Annotated in this window: 14 protein-coding genes; 3 read left to right on the forward strand and 11 right to left on the reverse strand. The window is 35.4% G+C overall.

Annotation, left to right across the window (positions count from 1 at the left end; translation table 11 throughout):
* Positions 1-49: 49 nt before the first annotated feature.
* From AB674_RS18265 to AB674_RS18315, 11 genes are all read right to left on the reverse strand, one after another.
* On the reverse strand, positions 50-1,030 hold the full coding sequence (locus tag AB674_RS18265) for a hypothetical protein (RefSeq protein ID WP_047778704.1): 981 nt from the start codon (positions 1,028-1,030) through the stop codon (positions 50-52).
* An 11-nt stretch (positions 1,031-1,041) separates the two neighbouring features.
* Entirely contained in the window at positions 1,042-1,674 is a 633-nt protein-coding gene (locus AB674_RS22020; protein WP_053004326.1) for a DUF4280 domain-containing protein, read from the reverse strand.
* A 2-nt stretch (positions 1,675-1,676) separates the two neighbouring features.
* On the reverse strand, positions 1,677-2,675 hold the full coding sequence (locus tag AB674_RS23110) for a hypothetical protein (RefSeq protein ID WP_053004327.1): 999 nt from the start codon (positions 2,673-2,675) through the stop codon (positions 1,677-1,679).
* A gap of 10 nt (positions 2,676-2,685) precedes the next feature.
* Positions 2,686-3,987: a hypothetical protein gene (locus AB674_RS18280; RefSeq protein WP_047778705.1), complete on the reverse strand. Its 1,302-nt coding sequence runs from the start codon at positions 3,985-3,987 to the stop codon at positions 2,686-2,688.
* Entirely contained in the window at positions 3,980-4,537 is a 558-nt protein-coding gene (locus AB674_RS18285; protein WP_047778706.1) for a DUF6046 domain-containing protein, read from the reverse strand. The genes AB674_RS18280 and AB674_RS18285 overlap by 8 nt, the downstream gene beginning before the upstream one ends.
* A gap of 20 nt (positions 4,538-4,557) precedes the next feature.
* Positions 4,558-5,028, reverse strand: coding sequence for a hypothetical protein (locus tag AB674_RS18290; protein ID WP_047778707.1), 471 nt, complete (start codon positions 5,026-5,028; stop codon positions 4,558-4,560).
* A gap of 76 nt (positions 5,029-5,104) precedes the next feature.
* Positions 5,105-5,299 (reverse strand): hypothetical protein, encoded by a 195-nt coding sequence (locus AB674_RS18295; RefSeq protein WP_047778708.1) that lies wholly within the window; start codon positions 5,297-5,299, stop codon positions 5,105-5,107.
* A 395-nt stretch (positions 5,300-5,694) separates the two neighbouring features.
* On the reverse strand, positions 5,695-8,022 hold the full coding sequence (locus AB674_RS22030; protein ID WP_053004328.1) for a hypothetical protein: 2,328 nt from the start codon (positions 8,020-8,022) through the stop codon (positions 5,695-5,697).
* 330 nt (positions 8,023-8,352) lie between these two features.
* A complete protein-coding gene (locus AB674_RS22035) occupies positions 8,353-9,495 on the reverse strand; it encodes a hypothetical protein (RefSeq protein ID WP_053004329.1) in 1,143 nt (380 codons plus the stop codon).
* 31 nt (positions 9,496-9,526) lie between these two features.
* The gene (locus tag AB674_RS18310; RefSeq protein WP_047778709.1) at positions 9,527-10,219 is read right to left on the reverse strand and encodes a hypothetical protein; all 693 of its coding nucleotides are present in this window, start codon (positions 10,217-10,219) and stop codon (positions 9,527-9,529) included.
* 191 nt (positions 10,220-10,410) lie between these two features.
* The gene (locus tag AB674_RS18315; protein WP_047778710.1) at positions 10,411-10,590 is read right to left on the reverse strand and encodes a hypothetical protein; all 180 of its coding nucleotides are present in this window, start codon (positions 10,588-10,590) and stop codon (positions 10,411-10,413) included.
* Between the two features lie 434 nt (positions 10,591-11,024).
* Here AB674_RS18315 and AB674_RS22040 point away from each other — a divergent pair, with 434 nt between their 5' ends.
* The 3 genes from AB674_RS22040 (at position 11,025) to AB674_RS18330 (ending at position 18,043) form a co-directional block, all read left to right on the forward strand.
* Positions 11,025-15,272: a hypothetical protein gene (locus AB674_RS22040; RefSeq protein ID WP_053004330.1), complete on the forward strand. Its 4,248-nt coding sequence runs from the start codon at positions 11,025-11,027 to the stop codon at positions 15,270-15,272.
* Between the two features lie 321 nt (positions 15,273-15,593).
* Positions 15,594-15,956 (forward strand): BlaI/MecI/CopY family transcriptional regulator, encoded by a 363-nt coding sequence (locus AB674_RS18325; protein WP_047778711.1) that lies wholly within the window; start codon positions 15,594-15,596, stop codon positions 15,954-15,956.
* Positions 15,953-18,043, forward strand: a complete 2,091-nt coding sequence (locus AB674_RS18330) for a M56 family metallopeptidase (RefSeq protein ID WP_047778712.1) — start codon at positions 15,953-15,955, stop codon at positions 18,041-18,043. The genes AB674_RS18325 and AB674_RS18330 overlap by 4 nt, the downstream gene beginning before the upstream one ends.
* The last annotated feature ends 22 nt before the right edge of the window (positions 18,044-18,065 follow it).

Below are 18,065 nucleotides of genomic sequence, written 5' to 3' on the forward strand. Positions count from 1 at the left end.
TCCGGTATTTTGAAGCTTTGCTTAGTTAGTATCTGTCTGATTGAAAGAGTTACTTTTTTGGATTTAATACTGCGGGTTTAAAATCAGAGTATTTTTTTTCCATTTGTTTCTTCCAATTTTCGTAGGTAATGGTGTTGACATTTTTTTTGTGAAATTTTTCGTATTCCTTTGAAAAGTACAGTTGCGCATAATGATCTCTGTCAATTTGTTCCCTTGTTAATTCCTTTTTTCTATTAAACAAAGCAAATATTTTTTCTCCTGTACTGTACAACCAAAGTTCTTTTTTAGTAAGAACTAACTTTTTTAGGCCAGTGTCATAATACATCCAACCATTCTGATTTTGCCAGGCAGTTGATAAATAAGTGTTTAAAATGGAACGATAGTTATAAAGGACCAGCTTATTGTATTTGTAGTCACTCCCGTCATCAATAAGAGAATAATTTGTATTGCCAAATAGTTGAATGTTTTTAGTTGTAAAATCAGCAAGTTCTTTTAAGAATTCGGAATCGTTGGCTTCTTTACATGCTACCGAAATAAAAGTACCACCATCCGGTAGCCTGTTTATTAAATTTTTTAAACCCAAACAAGCTTTGATTTTTAATTCATCCGGACCGTTTTTACTAAACAGAAGTTTTGATTTTTCGAATACTCGTAAAGCATATGCATCATCTATAGTAACGGGAACTTCTCCTAATTTAGAAATTACGAGTTTTATTTCGCGAATTTTGTTGGAAAATAAAATAGCCCTGCTGTTTTTACCTTTAGAAGTGTCAGAGAATATATTTCCATGATGTACAATGCAAATATTTTCAAATTCATAGCTATCGCCAAGATTATTAATCTCTTTTAGATTAGCCAGACTATCTAGTTTTTTAACGGTCCAGAGGTCATTATAAGTTCTTGAAAATTGTGTTGTACCTCCTAACTCCAAAACAATTAAAAGATTTATCTTTTTCTTTTCTACAACTAATGTTTGATCTTGAAAACCAGTATCGCCGTTAACTTCTTTAATTCTAAATGTTCTTTCCATCTTGTTTGTTACTAGTTTACGGTTTCAATTGCAATTTCTTCTTTTAAAATGGCAAGACCATCTGCATTGACCTCTCCGCTGAATTTTATTAGTTTGGTATTTGTTTTGACATCTTTGCCATCGACTTCGTCGATTACAATTACCACTGTTTCTCCTTCTGCGTAGTTTTTTGTTTTTACAACCAGGCTCACTTTATCTCCAATATAGGCTGTATCGATATCTTGGTCTAAATCTGCGTTTTTCCAGTTCACACTTACAATTTCCTTTGTTAAGGGAGTTACTGTTGGTGGTACATAAGCATCAAATACAACTTTTTTAGGCCCATTTTGAAGCGGATCTGTTATCATAATCTCGCCCTTAAATTCGCATTTTAAAGTTGAAGTTTCTAAAAGCGCTTTTTTATTGTTTGCATTTACATTGGTCGCGGTTTTCTCCCATTTAGTTATTATATTAGGAGCACACAGCTTATTATTTTGTTTAGAACAGTTTCCGAAAAAAGGAGCTGTGAAAGTTTTTTCTTCGTCTGTAGCCATTAATTTTTCCTGAATAAAAACGGTGCTTTGAGATTTTACTTCTAAGATGCCTACTGCACTACCGCTATCGCACATACATAAAGCACCATCACATACATATTTGGTAGCCATAATTAGTTGATTTTTACGTTGGCTCCGCTAATAGTTGTATCACCGGTAGCATTGATATTTATTTTTTCGGTAGATTTCATATTTATGTTTTTCCCTTCGATGTTAATATCGCCTTCGGTTTTTAGGGTAATGGCTGTTTTTCCTTTTAGTTCAATTAAATTGTTATCGTCTTTTTTTAATCGAATACTATCGCTTTCGCCATTGAGTTCAAATGCCAATTTTTTTAGTTCATCCTCCTGGAACAGATAGCCGGCTATTTTTTCTTTTTCAATGGTCAAAAAAGCCTGTTTTTTATCCTGATCGGTTTTCAATAAAATGGCGTACTTTTCGGGTGTTGCGACCAAAGAGTTTAATTCTTTACCTTGATTATTCTTAAATTTTAAGGAAACCGTATCTTTTGCTATCGCCAAAGCCAGACGTTCTTTTACTTCTTTGTTTTCAATAGAATTAAAAGTAGCGGTGAGACTGTCCGGCGAAAAATGCGTAACGGCCAATGGTTTTTCGTCAGCATCAAAGTAGCTGATTTTAAAATTTTGGTCTTTATCAAACTCTATTTTAGCGACATCTGTAATTTTGGCCTCATTACTTTCGCCTTCGGTATCCGTTTTCATGTAACGAATATGCAGTTTGGTACCATCGGCGCTATAATCAAAAAACAATTTGGGATCACTTGTGGCTTGTATGCGCCCCATTACTCTGTCGACTTCAGCATATTGCGAAATAAAGGCACGGGTTTCAACGCCATCTATTATAGTAGCCAAAACCCAGCTGTCTTTTTTAGGAATTGTGATAATTCCGTGCTCTAAATCCTGAATGGAGGCCTTTAGTCGTACATTTTTAAGTATGGCGCCATCGCCTCGCATAATGTTTACAGTATAAGCATCTTCGGGATTATGAAGTGATGCTTCCTCTTTGTTTATTTCTATAACTCTTGCCGCAAAAGTTTCAATACGTTGATTTTTAGCAGCAACATTTTTTACTAGATCTGTTATATTTTCCATTTGTGTATTTTTATATTGCTTCGACTCTTCTACCTATATAAATCCTTTGTCTGTAACCGTTCTCGCCATAACTTCGTTCTACTTTCTCGACCTGAAAAGTCCCGTTTTTTTCAATATCCTTTGCATTTTCAAGAATCACTTTATCTGTAGGGCGCACAAACGGCTCGCCAAAAGTGAGAAAAGAACCTTCAAAACCACTTGGCTTAGATCCCATTGCTCTGAAAGCGGCATGTTGGAACAATTCTGCAGCAGTTTCTGCAGCAGCTTTTTTAAAAGCCGTTGGATCTGTAGGCAATTCATCTGTATCACTATGCAATACATGGGTTTTGATTAACTGTCCGTTTGGGTCGCCTAATTCAATATAAATGGGAGTGTTTGAGTTTTTAAAGTATTTTTCTACTCGTGTACGGGTATTCTTCGTGGACTCGTTCACGACTACTAATTTGTCCTCTATAATATTGTAATGAAACCTGAAAAGTGCTTTTCCTAAAAAACCTCCGGGAATGACTTGCATTACTTTGTTTAATTGGGAACTTAACAAGTCAAGACCTTTATTGATTAGTTTTTTTGTAATCGCTCCTACTAATGGACTTTTAATAAAATTTCGATCGATAAAACCTCCTAATTCAGTGGCCGTATATTGCTGTGGATTATTGGTAATGGTAAGTACCGGCCCTGTTTTTTCGATTTTAAAATAGGTGAAAATCCCGCGATCTTTCAGCATCTCAAATATCTGTGCCAGACTATGGTTTCTGTTGATCATGATGTTACCTAATTCCTCGTTAAGTGCATTTACTTTAAAAGGTAATTTTAGCTCTCTGATTCTTTTTTCGAAGAACGTTTTAGGATTAAAATTTTCAACATTTATAGTAGGGTTTGCCGCAACAACATTAAGGACATCCTTCGGATTCTGAACATCATCATTTTTTACTGCTTTTATCTTTTTTAAAGCATACATCATGTCCTCACAAGATATAGTCGCATTGATGTCTGATTGCACTCCGGTTATATATCCTCGAAAAGCCGATTTGTAATCGCCGTCATAGCCTAAAAATATTTCTATAAAATTTTCCAGTTTAAAAAAATCATGAATTGATTTTTCCTTACCACTTGCATTCGAAAACAGATTCTGATCAAAATCTTTGGTATCGGTATATACTTTTTTTGGCATTACAAGAGTAGCCGTATCGGTAAGCGATTTATATGAACTGCTGATGGCTACATTTTTTACATAGGTAAATTCGTAGAACTTCGGAGTTGGGATAAGTTTTACCGTTTCGTAGACTCTAATTTTAGCATTTAGTTTAAACATTGTCTCTAATTATTAGTTCTACGGTTTCATCTGAGGTCGCACTGGCAGTAAATTTTTGAATGTTTTTTGTTCCCGAAATAGAAGGGATAGAGTAGGAATCGATTACTAACTCGTAAATTCCAAATCGATTCAAAATGGCATGCGTAATTCTTAAGGAATAGGGAGCATTTAGAAATTGTTTCAATAAAAAAAGTTTTTCTTTTGGGTATTCGTCCCCTTTTTCATTCGCAATCAATCCGTCAATAGAAATACTAAAATCACCATTGGTAATATGTTCTTTGATCGTTGAATCTCTTCCTTCGATGCTCTCTTTTTTTATGGTTTTTGAACGATTTAGATTAACAGTAACAGCATCGATTCGCAAGCTGGGAAGAGTAAGATCTTTTTTTATCAGAGGTTCGAAAACCAAGGGAGCAAAAACTCTCAGATTAAATTCACCGCCTGTTTTGTCTATAATAAAATCTTTCGATTCCGATTCGTTATAGTTAATACCGGTATATTCGTTGTCTTTGGAGTCTAAAATTTCGTTTACATTAAAATTGAATTTCATACGTATTTATTTTTTTATTTTTAGTTTGAAAATGTTTTAGCAAAGGCTGTGATAAAGGTATTTTCCAGTCTTATCTCGTTGTGTTTTTGCAGCCACAGTGCTTCTTCGAGTAATTTGTAAAACTCGTCCATCGATAATTGATACGGATCTACCTGAAAAGCCTGTCTGATAAGGGCAGCCGATTTTTTGAATTCATCTCTTTGCGGTGTGGCATCTATTGTAAATTCGCTATCTGCTTTTATCGTGGCTACAAGCGAATTTCCTGCAGAAAGCATGAATTCGTCTTCATAATTTTCTTTTTCAAGCACGCATTCTTTAAATAAATACAAGATGGCTTCATGCGGATTGTCCTTGTATATCTTTTGGTATTTTAGAAATGTAGTAAAGGATGGTTTTTTGCAGTAAGCAGTGGTCGATTGATCGTCGGAAGTAAGTTTTAATACCGTTCCGTATTTTTCTTTTAGTTTTTGAAGGGAAGTTTCGTCTGGCATTTTTTATGATTTTATAGATTAGGTCGTTTTAAGGGGAACCGGAAGTAGCTCTAAAAGTTTTTTGCAGCATTTGACTCTAAATAGCGCTGTCTCTGCTTTCTTTCTTTATGGCTTCAGACAAGCTTTCCTTTTTTTCAGTTGGGCTTAAAGGACTAATCGTAAAACTGTCTATAAAAATGTTTCCTTGTGCTGGTTGTGCCAGGGGATTTTTAAAAGCACTCATGTCCGGTGGTTTAGGTGTTTCTCCCAGGTCTTTTGGTGTATAATCCATAATTAGTTTATTGTTATTTGATTATTAAAATTGATCTACAATTGTTGAGGTTTTGCTTTAAAATAAGCTGAAAATGAAAGGGAATGACTGCTCTTATCAGGCGTACTGACAGTAGCATTAGCGTATGTAAAAGTAGTTCACAAGAAGAGAAAAAAAGAAAAATTGAACTCTTGGATTCTGTAGTTTCAGTAAAAAACAGTAATTGTTTGTTGTTGATTAACAGTGCGTTATGTTGTAGTGGTTGTTGGATTTAGAATTGCGTTAGTTTGCAATATTTACCATTTTTTTTTACAAACAAAGTACATCAAAGTCTACAAGAAAGCTTAAAAGCTCGAATAGACTTTGATGCACTATTTTTTTATTACTTAGAAGCTATTTGTTTTTGGATTTGATGTCTAGCTTAATTTTGTCCACGCTGTCCAGACTCCATTTTTACAATTTCGAACATAAGTATTAGGTACTGCACCCATTGATACATAGGTTTGGATTCCGTAATCTTCAGCGTCATCTGTTTTACAACTGGTTAATATTCCCCAGGTTGCGGAGGTGCCTGTTTCAGGACAAAAAGCACTTTCGGTATGTACCTGACAGGTGTTGACCGAGCTTCGTCTGTAACCCGTAAATAAAGTGTTTAGATTCGTGATACTTTTGTATGGAACGTCAGGTACGCTTATTTTATCTCTTACTCCGGCATGAGTTTCCCATAATATTCCACTAGAGTCACGCTCTATCGCTCCATTTTGCGGGGTCGTGGTTAACTGTCCGTTTGGGATTATGAATGCCGGATTTATTGTGTTACCAGGGGATGTTGTTATAAAATCATCTTTTAAAGCTAATGTTCCGGATTTGTTCGGCATTAGAAAGGTTCTTGAGGCGGTTAAATTATCGGTATTAAGTTCTGCCTGAACCGATGATCTGCCAAATTTTATTCCATGGGAGCTTATTTCAGTTTTAAAATTACCGTTAGAATTGGGGCTAAGCAGCATTCCATCCTCTATTGCAGTTAACATATTGTAGGCAGAATTGTCTGGTCGTTTTAGAAAAAGCGTACCGTAATCTAGCATTACAAAGTTGTTAAAAGTTTTATGACCACTTATAGTTTGACTTCCGGTTTTCTTCACATTGTCACTATCTATAATGGTAACATAACCAAGTGTTGCTATTTGACTGGAATCGGATCCCGGCGCTGGGGTTATTGCTGTTGGTGCCCCCAAAAGTCTAGGGGAATAAATTGGTGCGTAATAGGAGGCAGGTTGTCCGGCAAGATTTGTTGCGTTATTGGCTGTGCCAGTTGTATCTTGGTTTAAGATTGGAAAATCGCTCGCTACTGCAATGGTATGGGCTCCGCTGGAAGTGGTGTTTTTCAGAATACCGGTTTCCAGAGCTGTTGTAGGTTCAGCATAATCTGTTCGAACTTGGGCTATAACAGGAACTCCGGTAGACGTTGTATTCTTTAAAATACCAGTTGCCAATCCTGAAAGTAAAGTTCCATTAATTCCTTTTACCGTTAAAACATTTTCGCCGGTCGCATCACCTGTATGGATGGCGTTGGATTTTTTTGCATCTAATTGTGCCTGAATACTGGAAGTAGCATCATTAAACGCTTGTTGCGTCGCCGATTGAAATTTTCTTTCTGCCGTTTCCGTAATCTGATTAGCCGTATAATCTCCGTTTTGGGAGGTAACAGCTCCATTACGGCCAAAGACTGTTGTAACATCACTGGTAGGAGTAAGTAATTCCTGCCAGTCTGATTGTACGGCTGGATTTGTTCCTTTTAGAATGAAAGATTTGTTTAAATCGGTTCTAACTGCAATATCTCCGGTTTCAACTGCTAAAGCCAACATTTCTGCTTGGGAAGCAATTACAAAAGTGTTGTTTATAGTTAGGGCAGGAAGTTGTGAAGAAAGTAATTTTCCGTCTGCACCAAGCCCTGCATAACCATTAACGGTATTTTTATTTGCAACGTTTTCAGGAATAAATCCTAATGCAGGTTGTTTTGTATTCCAGGTCGTTTTCTCGTCATCTGTTACAAATCTATTATTGAGATTCTGAGTAATAATATCAGGGGAATGATTAACGGGATGAGTGTAATTTGCAAGTGTACCAAGTCTGGTGATTTCAGCATCAGCAAGTAAACTTTTGCCAGGAGATTTGTCTACTTTTTTGTTTTCTAATAGCTTTCCCATCTCAGCAGTCAGTGCTTTGGCAGTACCACCGGTTGTGAGATCATTTACCAAAATAGTGCTTAAAGTAGCCTGGATAGTTTCAATGGCATCTACAATTTTTTGAACTGTGTCCAGATTATTATTGTCTGAAGCCAGTAAAATAGTAATAGTATTAATTTGCTCCTGCAAAATCATACCCTGTTCAGCACTTAAAAGCGAAGCAGAACCACCGGAAATCAAATCATTCACAATGTCTAAATATTGACTCGCTAATTTTGTAAAATGGTTTAATGGAGCATAACCGTCAGCGATACCTTTTTGGTTTTTGTCTTCTTTAGCTTCAAACAAAAAAGCGTGTGCGGTTTTATCGATTTTGTGGGCTTCAAACTGTACTTTCTCTGTTTTAGCATTTAGTGTGTCCGTTAGATCGGTTATCTTGGCTTGAGGAATTTGTTCGTCTTTATGCCAAAAACTTTGCCAGGTGTCCCAAAATTGCTTTTGGGTTGGCTTTTTTCCGGTTTTAAACCAGCCTAAAATGGTATTGATGTTTGTTATCATATTACATTGAAATTAATGGTTAATTGAATTGTTTTTTTATACGATTAGTGCGCTTTTTTATGGGGCTCAGAATGGCCGTTATTTGCAGAAAATTGATCTCAAAAGGATGGAATTAAACTTCTCCGGGAGTTCAAAACGTAAAACAAAGCCAGCATTAGAAGGTTTTAATTCTCCAAGTCTGGCTTTGAGTTTAGTTAAATTAATGATTTAGCTGATTTTTTAGATTGCTGTCTCTGAGAATGATGCCCTTATTGATAGCTCTAATGCAGTAAAATGTGGAAGTAGTTTTTACAAGAATAGGACACAACCAAGTCTAAATTTTGTACTATTTTACCAGGTTGTTAAAGAAGAACGAACCCACGTATTTGTTGCTGTACAAACATAGATGTAAGTTGTTGTTATTCGAATTTCCCCAAGTGTGCCCGGAGCAGTTGCAGAGACTGGGGCGGTATCAAAGGCACTTTTATTGATTTGTCCGTTAAACGTCCAGTTGGTGCCATTGTTTTGAGCTTTTATCTGGCCTATACCGTTAGCAATTACAATATTATTCTCTAAAGCCGCCGGCAATCCTTCTGCTTTTCCAAGGACAATGTTTCCGGAACCAGTAGTTATACCATTAAAAATACCGCCGTTTGGGGCTATTACTAAGTTATTGCTACCCGTACTAACGGTCAATTTATAATCAGCAGTAGGTGTTAAGGTACCAATTATTACATTCCCTGATCCTGAAGATATGCCGACTCCCGAGCCATATCCGAGTGCTACGTTTCTGACACCTGTAGTATTTCTCCATAAGGAATAGGTTCCTATTCCAGTATTTTGGTCCGCGTAATTTCGAACTAAACTTTGAAATCCTACAGAGGTATTACCACTTCCAACAGTATTAAAATTTAAAGTTTGATGGCCTAAGGCTGTGTTCTCATATCCGGTAGTATTATAATAAGATGCCCCAACTCCAAGTCCGGTGTTTGATTTTCCTGTTGTATTATATTCTAAGACAAGAAAACCAATTGCGGTATTATATTCTCCGGTAGTATTAGATCTTAGCGTGTTTACGCCTATTGCAGTGTTGTTAGAAACGTTGGAATTACCTTTTCCAATTCTGATACCATTGATTAATTTATCAACTCCACCCAATTCTTGTAATACTTTGTTGTCCACAATTCCCGGTAGTGATGCACTTACGGGAGTAGAAGAAGATCCACCGGAAGTATTAATAATATAAGGGTTGTAGTTCGTTCCGGTTCCTGTAATAGTCATATTAGTTCCGGCTTGTATCCTTGTTTCACTACCATTGGCAGCAGCAGGGATATCGACTTTTTTTACAATTTTATCTGTTCCAATGACAAGAATTTTTTCAGTGTTATTCCCAGGGGGCACATTATCAAGTTGTAATTTTTTAGTTATAATCTGGTTTTGAGCATTTACGATCGTTCCGATTGCTAAAATGCATAGTATAATTGCTTTTTTCATAGGTATTATTTTTTTAAGGTTTTGCTTTGGTTTACTCCGGTTGTCCAATTATAAATTCTTCCGAATCCTCCAAACCACCAATCGTATCTATTAATTTAATAACTGTACCCGCAGTAAAATCAAACCAGGTTACCCATGTTTTCGGATAAGTGCCATTAAACCATGCGTTTGAGAATTCTTGTTCTCCCGGTTTTTTGTACATAAGATAAACTCCGCTATATGCACCACAGCTCAAAGATCTAAGCAGGACTTCATTATTAAGTTCATAAATGATAAAGTCATCATTACTTGAATCATTGGAAGTGAATGATACAATTCTGCCTACTTTATTGTTTAGTTTGGTAAAACTGGTCATCAAACTGGTATCTCCACCGTAGTAAGTTGCTTCACAAAGGAAATTGTCTTGACAATAACCAATCACACTGTCACCTATTTCTAAATAATCAGCTGTATTTGGTTCAACTTTAAAAACGATAAATTCTCCGGGTTTGACAATTTTAGTTTTTGCAAATAATTGGGCATGTGCTGTTTCATCTGTTTGGTGACTATTAAATAGATCGGTCTCTAGTTTATTATTCAGGGTATCCACCAGATTGGTTATGTTTTTTTGTGAAATCTGTTCATCCTTATGCCAGAAACTTAGCCAGGAATCCCAAAATTGTTTTTCAGTTGGTTTTTTGCCGGTTTTAAACCAGCTTAAAATTGTCTTGATATCTGTCGTCATAGTGTATTGGTATTAATTTTAATAGTGTAATTAAATGGTAGATTTTTAGAAAGTCAAACTTTCCTGAGATTGATTTTGGAAAGAATACGATATCGGTTTCCGCGTAGTATTCCCTTTTTTAGGGCAACTGATTTGATGTTTTTTAATGATGGAGGACTATTTTTTACTTCCCGTCCTCCTGAGAAATACGTTTACTTTGTTACACCGGTCTGATCACCATCTTTGCTTACAATTAAGCCAAGAGCAATGCAAAGACCTGTTATTTGTGTGCCAACTTCTGTTGTGATATAACCCAAAGCAACTGCCGCTGCTACTCCTCCAACAATAATTCCTGTTACTGTTGTTTTCCAGTTTTTAATCATGTTTTTCATTTTTTATAGTTTAAATAATTAAGAGATTCAATACGTAATGGCAGGTGCGCTTGCACCTTATACAGTAAATATTTTAGAATGTTAAAACCTTTGCTGAGGTTGTTGTGTTGTTTTCATAGACAGGAGCGAACGAGAAATAATTAATGCTTAAAAATTTTCGTTTTCCCCATTTAGTATCTAATGAGACTTGGACTGTTTTATAAGATTGGTTTGGTAAATTTTGAAATTTCGGCTACCTATAAGACAAGCATATTAGCTGTTATTTGAGGGTGTAAAAGTAAGGTAGAGAAATGTAAAACGACCTAAAAAAAGACCACTGTATTCAGTAGTTTCAGTAAGTTCTGTTTCTGCTGAAACTACTGAATACAAGTGGATTGAAATTTTAAAATCACGAACTCTGATACTACTTTTACACTCAGAAAAATACTCTAGCCATGCGTAAAAATGCCATTCACAATTTCAATATTTCAATAGAAGACAGTACTGTTACAGGTAGCTCCGAACAACTAACTAAAGACATTCTAAAAGAGTTGGCCAAAGTTTCAAAAGAGATGAGCCAGCAAAAAGATATCGTACAAGAATGGGAGGAGCAAAAATCCCGTGAGGCTGCTGCTATTTTAAACAATTCCAATGCCTCAACCGAAGGAGGCGCTACCGATACGACTGTCGGAACGAACCAAAATTCGTTTACATCGATTAGCACTACTCCTTCGGTTTCTGAGGAGGCAAAGCCAGATTTTACTGCATCAACTATAAGAGAGACTACCAATAATAGTATTTCTTCAACTTTTTCGGAAACGATGTCAAATGATGCTGTGACAACTGTAGGAAGGGGTACTGCTAATAGTATTTCTTCAGGAACTTCATCAAATACTGCTAAAACAACTTTGGGAAGGGATAATAAACAAACTATTTCTTCAGAAACCAGCGTACATCCAACTGCAACGGCAGAAAGAGCTACCATTTCACCAAATTTATTGAGCACTACTTCTTCGACTACGAAGACAGCACAACAAACTTTAACCACTCCAACCGGAGGAGGCGCTGTTGATACTACAGGCGGAACGAATAAGAGTTCTTCCACATCAACAGGCAATACTTCTCCGGGATCAGGAGCTGCAAGTAGCATTCCAAATTTAAGTGGCGGTCTGGCGACTCAAACTTATGCTAGTGTGGCAGCACAACAAATCGTGGCGGTACCGCAAAAAATGCAAATAAACACGGGCGAACCAACACTAGAAGTTATAAAAGCAGCAATTAAAAGGAAATTAGCAGTAGCTAATGAAACGAAGGATGCTGTTGCGATAACGTACTGGACCAGTATTGTTAAAGCTTTTGAGGAAAGAGACGTTGCAGCAGATTTTGATGGTAAACCGGAGCATACATTATTTACAGAAATGTATGCCTTATTGAAACAATCCAATCAAAAGGTTATAGAAACTCAAAACTTTAATTGGGACATTGTCCGCAAAAAAATGATTAAAGCAATTGACTCCAATATATTGCATGGGAGAATTTCTAAAGGAAGTAAAGAGCGTTGGACGACGATTAAAAAACAATTAGGGGATGATAGTATTAACGTTGCCAACCTTTTTGAGCAATATGATGAACTTTTCTTATTGCTAAAAGAAGTGGAAGGGCTTGATGCCTTACCGAATACCATCACAATAACTTCCAAAACCAAAATATACCCGAATTTAAGTGCCGACAAACTATATGCATCAATTGGAAGAGAAGAGGTTTACGTATTCCTGAGAAAAATAGAAGACATTCAAGGAAGTGGCGTAAACAAAGGAGGTGTGAAAATTAAAAATGCAGAAGCAACTTCATTTATTATAGGAGAAAGTCTCGAATTTTTCGTTGATGAAACCTTTATAAATGAAAGTCTGCATGAGAAAGAAGACATAAACTGGATTGTTTATAACAGTAAAAACAAAAAGGACAAAGGAATTGTTTTTGCAGACAAAGGAACTTCGTTTCACTATAATTTTGACAAAGCGGGAACGTATAAAATAGAAGCATACGGATTTAGACCCGGAGCAAACAATACTAAAACGATAAAAGGATCTGCTTTTGTAGAAGTAGAAATAGTTGCTCAGGAAATTGTAATTACTCCTCCTGTTATTATTAAAGATAAATTTACAAGACCATCTACAGAAGCACAGTTATTTAAAGTCGCTCTAAAAGATACGAAAGTAAAAACATTAAATCCGCTAAAACTTTATTATCAGGTCGTGTATACAAATGCCAATAAAGTAAGTACGATTTCAGAAGAACAAGAAGTAGATTCAACAGGTACTATTAAACTTGTTATGGCTGATTTGGGTGAATTTACTATTAAAGTATGGAGTAAAGACCAGTACGCCTTGAGCAAAAATTATAGTATTAAAACGATTAAGAATTTTGTTGACACTATAACAAAAGAAGGGGATGAAAAGAATATTTATCTATTGAAACCAATAAGTCAGGAAGCCAAATTCAAAGTTAAAACATTTAAAATTCCGGCTACTCTCCAGGAAAAGCAAAATGTAAAATGGCTGGTTTATGATAAAAACAATAAAGTATACATTCCGAATGGCTTGACATTGCAAGTAGAAAATAATCAAGCCAAAAAGCAATATTTAGCTAAAGGAGAATCTTTTGCTTTTCCTATTCCTAATGTAGAAGGAGAGTTTACTATTGAAGCTTACAGTAACAGTAGCACAAAAGAGGGAGGTAAATCGAATTCAACTTGTAAAATAGAGGTGAAATATCCGCAAGCAACAGAGGCAAGTTGGGCGTACAGTAATGGTAGTAAAAAGGGAACATCTGGTTTTGCGGGAGAAAGCAATTGGATAAAGGCAACTATTCCTAATTACAATAATCAGATTGTTAGGATCTATTTCTATTTGAATACAATTAAAACGAATCATTATTGTGATGTAAAAACAAACGAAAATGGCGAGATTTTTAAAGAAATAAAATTTGATTCTAATTTCAAAAAACAGATCGGATTCCAAAACAGAAAAACGGCCAATATCGGGTTTAAACTGGAAGGAATACAACAAGGAAAATTATATCCATTTAAAAAACCGGCTTATAAAGAAACAGATGTAGCATTGCATGTTAGCGTTGAGAAAAAAATCATTGACGCTTATTTCAGATACGATGGCAATAGGGTAACAGCAGAAGATGAAATTTCTTTTAATGCGAAAGGCACCATCTTGACTATAGTCGTTAAAACCCAAAATATGATTGGTGATGAGGTTGTGTTAACCGCTCACAAAGTGGGAGAAAAAGCGGTTTTTTCGAATAAAGCAAAAGTAAATGCAGCAGGTGTGGCGGCTACAAGTTTTTCTATAAAACGTCCTGAAGGATCGAAAAATGGAGAAAAAATGAGTTATTATGTGGGAGTTGAAGGTTATTCTACGAAACATTTAACTTATAAAGGAGTGAATATGGTGGCGGGGACTTCAAGTTCTATGAAGAATGACTCGAAAGGAGGTAGTAAAAATGCTATTGATATCGCCTATTTTCTGGAAAAATACAAAGGAGAAAATGAAGCGAATCTTAAAGTGTTGTTGACTGATATGAATGAATATTTTATGTTAGAAAAATTAGTGCCACTAAAAGAACAGGTAGCTTATATGCTTGCTACGGTTTACACGGAAACATTTAAAACATTTAAACCCGTAAGAGAAAGTTTTTGGATAAAGGATAAAGTTTCAAGAGAAAGAACCTATCACAGGTACGATCCGATTTTGGCAAATACTGAAAAAAGAAGAAAAACGGCAATTGAAAGAGGGAATACAAAAGAAGGAGATGGAGTAAAATATTCCGGTAGAGGTTATGTGCAATTAACATGGAAAAATAACTATGTAAAGATGAAAGACCAGTTTGGTGTAGATTTAGTCAACTATCCTGATAAGGCAATGGAGCCAAAAATTGCTGCCAAAATTATGATTTGGGGAATGAACAATGGTATTTTCACGGGTGTTAGTATCAGCAAGTATGTAAATGAGTCAAAAACGGATTATGTTAGTGCCAGAAAAGTTATTAATGGAAAGGATCAAGCCAGGTCAATAGCAAATGATGCTGAAGATTTTGAGCAAATGATAAAAATAAATAAGAGTACAAAAGTAGGCGAGGTAAAAAGGAAACATAGTAATATTGTTACGTTTGATCGTGGTTTGTCACAAGAGCGAATTAATCAAATTAGTAATAAGACGATAACAGTTTTAGAAAATGCGGCCAATGATTCCCTAAATAAATCGGTAATCATAACCAGTACAATTAGAAATCCTATGCAACAAGCCAAAGCGATGTATGATAATGAGTCATTTGGCAATCATATTAGATATGCAGAACCGGGTAGAAAAGTAGTTAAGCTATATAATGATTCTGTGAAAAAAGGAAAATCTGAAAATGAAACCCTGAAATTGATGGCTGAAAAAATAACAGCACTTTATAAATTGGGTGAATTAGTTTCAAAGCATTGCGTACCAGAAGAGGTTTTTAAAAATAACAATATTGTTGATGTTTCTTTTAGTCGTGGGTTAATTAATAAATTAGATTTTATACAAAGTTTACTTAGGATAGATGCTGTGACTAAAATTATACATCCTTTTCCAGGACTTAAAGCGCATAAAAAGCTGGTTCATGATTCGAAAGAAGGTGCAATACATGTTGAGGTAAAACAATAAAGAAAAGGATCATAATGTGGATTAAAATTTTAGATATCAATAAAATTACACTAAAATATTTTTTTAAAGATTTATAAATAATAAAAACATTTACTAACAAAGGGACTGTGTCGTAGTTTTAACGAGGCAGTCCCTTTATTAATTCATGGCTATAAAATAACCGAAAAGCTATAACTAAACCTTGCGCTCCTTGCGTAACACATTGCGCTCCTTGCGGTTAAATCCCCACAACTAATAAATAACTAACAAATTAGTTTAAATATTAATAAATTAGTTTTGCTACTAACTAATTAGTAGTTATATTTGTGAAAAAATTTAACCATGATAAAATTAGCCAAAAGAGAAGAACAGATCATGCAGGTCTATTGGGATTTGAACAAAGCCTTCATTAGAGACGTAATTCCATTGTTGCCCGATCCCAAACCACATTACAACAGTGTAGCCACAATAGTCAAGATTCTGGAAGAAAAAGGATTCCTGAATCATGAAACTACAGGAAACATGCATTGTTTTTTTCCGGTAGTCAGTAGAGAAGAGTATCAGAAATTTGCCTTAAAAGATATCGTTAGTCAATATTTTGATAATTCGTATCCTCGTATGCTTGCTTTTTTTGCCAAGGAGCAAAAGCTTAGCGAGAATGAATTGGATGAAATAGTTGGCATCATTAAAAAAGGAAAAGTATGATACCTTATATCTTATACACCGCCCTGATTCTCTCTGCCTGTTTTGTATTCTATAAAGTACTACTGCAGAAAGAAACGTTCTTTGATCTCAATAGATTTGTTTTGTTGGGCTGTATGCTTGTAGCTTTTATTTTGCCGTTGCTTCCCGTACCACATCAATTTTCATTTAGAAAAGATACTATACTGACAGCTATTCCGGCCGCTAAGGTTGCTGTTGACAAAAAAACAACTGTAGCGCAACAAGCACCACCCGTTCAGGAAGTTTTGGTGGAACAAACCCAACAACACTTTAATGTTGAGGTAATGTTACAATGGCTGGTTTATTTGTATTGGTTTGGCGTACTAATCTTTGGACTTAACTTTTTGATGCAGGCCGTTGTACTGTTATATCGATCCTATTCCTTATCGGTCATTCAGGATGGCAAATTCAGGATTGTCGAGATAAAAGACGACAAAGCACCTTGTTCGTTTGCGAATACGATTTTTATAAATCCCGAAAAATACGAGTGGGATACGTACAATCAGATTTTGTTGCATGAGAAAATTCATGTGCAGCAAAAACACACTATTGATCTTTTACTGGCTGAGGTAGTTCTTATTTTTCAATGGTTTAATCCATTTGCCTGGCAGTGGCGAAAAGTACTGGAGAGCAATCTCGAATTTTTAACAGACAACAAAATGTTAGAACAGAACACAGTCGAAAAAGAAAGTTATCAGTTTAGCCTGCTCAAAGTAGCGGCGCCACAGTTTCCATTGAGTCTTACAACCAACTATAATCAATCATTACTCAAAAAACGAATCATTATGATGAATTCAAAAAAATCAAACGTACACACCACCTGGAAATATTTTTTCCTAGTGCCTTTATTGGTATTGTTTGCCTGCCTTTTTAATCAACCGGCAGCGCAAAGTCAGACTTTAAATTCCGATCTAAAACAGAAAGAATCTAAAGCACAGTCGAACATTCAGAACGGAATGGAAACAGAAGGAAACTGGTTTGCCACTATCAAAGGTAATACGGTAAATATCCAATTCAAAAACGATGGCGATAATAGTTCGTCAACGACTTTTCAATTGAGCGAATTGAAAGGATTGGAAATGGACAAAAAAAGCGAGTTCACGATAACACGTGAAGCAGGAACCATGAATTTTACCGGAAAATTTGAAGGACAAACCGGAATGGGAACCTATAAATTTGTTGCCAATAAAAATTTCAGCAAAGAAATGGCTCAAGAAGGAGTTGAAGTTGCAGATGATGAAGACCTGATGGTGTTTTTTATCGTAAATTTAAAAAGTTCTTATGTAAAAATGCTGAAGAAAAACGGTTATAAAAATGTAGATAAAGATCAGTTGATTCCGTTGGCAGCTTTAGATGTAAACGAAGACTATGTTACTTCTATCAAAGAATCGGGGCTTGTAAATTTTGATTTTGAAGATTTAATTCCTTTTAGGTCAATGGGAATTGATAAAGCTTTTATCGACGAAATCCGCAAAGCAGGCTATAAAGATATTAGTGCCGATAAACTCATTGCCTTAAAATCTCAGGGTATTGACGGGAAATATATTGCTGATTTTCAGGATGCCAATAAAGGAAATTCGGGTAAGATAACCGAGGATGATATTATAGGATTTAAATCAATGGATATCGATAAAGATTTTGTGGATTCCTTTAAACAATTAGGATACAATGATCTTTCCAATGATGAACTGATGTCTTTAAAATCCTTAAATATTACTCCGGAATACGTAAAAGAGTTTGAAAAAATGGGGTACAAAAACATCAAAGTCGACGATTTGTTTGCTTTAAAATCCATGAATATTACGGCGAAATATATAAATGATATCGAAAAAACAGGTTATAAAAACATCAAACCGGATGATTTATTTGCTTTGAAATCACAGAATATAACAGCCGATTTAATCAAACAATACAAAGACTTGGGATTTAGTGATTTGAATCTGGATGATGTTATTGCTGCAAAAGCGATGGGAGCTTCACCTCAGTTTGTTAAATCTATGAAAGAAAAAGGGCATAATTTTAAAAACCTTGACAAGTATGTGGAACTAAAAGCTATTGTTGGCAGATAAAACAGACCACAAATTTCGTTAC

The organism is Flavobacterium sp. ABG, assembly GCF_001027725.1.
Classification (GTDB): domain Bacteria; phylum Bacteroidota; class Bacteroidia; order Flavobacteriales; family Flavobacteriaceae; genus Flavobacterium; species Flavobacterium cupriresistens.

Coding starts and splice junctions, on each gene's coding strand:
- AB674_RS18330 (WP_047778712.1), top strand. CDS start 15,953: ATGATACCTTATATCTTATACACCGCCCTGATTCTCTCTGCCTGTTTT.
- AB674_RS18325 (WP_047778711.1), top strand. CDS start 15,594: ATGATAAAATTAGCCAAAAGAGAAGAACAGATCATGCAGGTCTATTGG.
- AB674_RS18265 (WP_047778704.1), bottom strand. CDS start 1,030: ATGGAAAGAACATTTAGAATTAAAGAAGTTAACGGCGATACTGGTTTT.
- AB674_RS18285 (WP_047778706.1), bottom strand. CDS start 4,537: ATGAAATTCAATTTTAATGTAAACGAAATTTTAGACTCCAAAGACAAC.
- AB674_RS22035 (WP_053004329.1), bottom strand. CDS start 9,495: ATGAAAAAAGCAATTATACTATGCATTTTAGCAATCGGAACGATCGTA.
- AB674_RS18315 (WP_047778710.1), bottom strand. CDS start 10,590: ATGAAAAACATGATTAAAAACTGGAAAACAACAGTAACAGGAATTATT.
- AB674_RS23110 (WP_053004327.1), bottom strand. CDS start 2,675: ATGGAAAATATAACAGATCTAGTAAAAAATGTTGCTGCTAAAAATCAA.
- AB674_RS22030 (WP_053004328.1), bottom strand. CDS start 8,022: ATGATAACAAACATCAATACCATTTTAGGCTGGTTTAAAACCGGAAAA.
- AB674_RS18280 (WP_047778705.1), bottom strand. CDS start 3,987: ATGTTTAAACTAAATGCTAAAATTAGAGTCTACGAAACGGTAAAACTT.
- AB674_RS18295 (WP_047778708.1), bottom strand. CDS start 5,299: ATGGATTATACACCAAAAGACCTGGGAGAAACACCTAAACCACCGGAC.
- AB674_RS22040 (WP_053004330.1), top strand. CDS start 11,025: ATGCGTAAAAATGCCATTCACAATTTCAATATTTCAATAGAAGACAGT.
- AB674_RS18290 (WP_047778707.1), bottom strand. CDS start 5,028: ATGCCAGACGAAACTTCCCTTCAAAAACTAAAAGAAAAATACGGAACG.
- AB674_RS18310 (WP_047778709.1), bottom strand. CDS start 10,219: ATGACGACAGATATCAAGACAATTTTAAGCTGGTTTAAAACCGGCAAA.
- AB674_RS22020 (WP_053004326.1), bottom strand. CDS start 1,674: ATGGCTACCAAATATGTATGTGATGGTGCTTTATGTATGTGCGATAGC.